The organism is Kitasatospora sp. NPDC018058 (assembly GCF_044327205.1).
Lineage (GTDB): Bacteria > Actinomycetota > Actinomycetes > Streptomycetales > Streptomycetaceae > Kitasatospora.
Genome location: NZ_JBIRFA010000158.1, coordinates 1 through 214 on the forward strand (window position 1 = coordinate 1; position 214 = coordinate 214).

The 214-nt window shown below is 82.7% G+C and carries 1 protein-coding gene (cut by a window edge); it reads right to left on the reverse strand.

From position 1 onward, the window contains the following. Positions 1–41: 41 nt before the first annotated feature. Positions 42–214, reverse strand: the 3' end of a protein-coding gene (locus ACH4E7_RS45700) for a CBS domain-containing protein (RefSeq protein WP_396255141.1). The gene runs 727 nt beyond the window's last position; only the last 173 of its 900 coding nucleotides appear in the window; its start codon lies off the right edge, out of view; the stop codon is at positions 42–44.

Here is a 214-nt window from a genome sequence, read left to right on the forward strand (position 1 = left end):
ACGTCGGCGACGGCGCTCGGTGTACTGGTCACGGCGGCCTCCTAGGAAGCGGCCCGGTAGGCGTGGGGGTGTTCCAGGTGCTGCTCGGTGTCGTCCTCGATCCAGTCGAGGGTGGCGGGGGGGGGGGGCCCCCCCCCCCCCCCCCCCCCCCCCCACCACCCCCCCCCCGCCCCCCCCCCCCCCCCCCCCCCCCCCCCCCCCCCGGCGGGGGCCG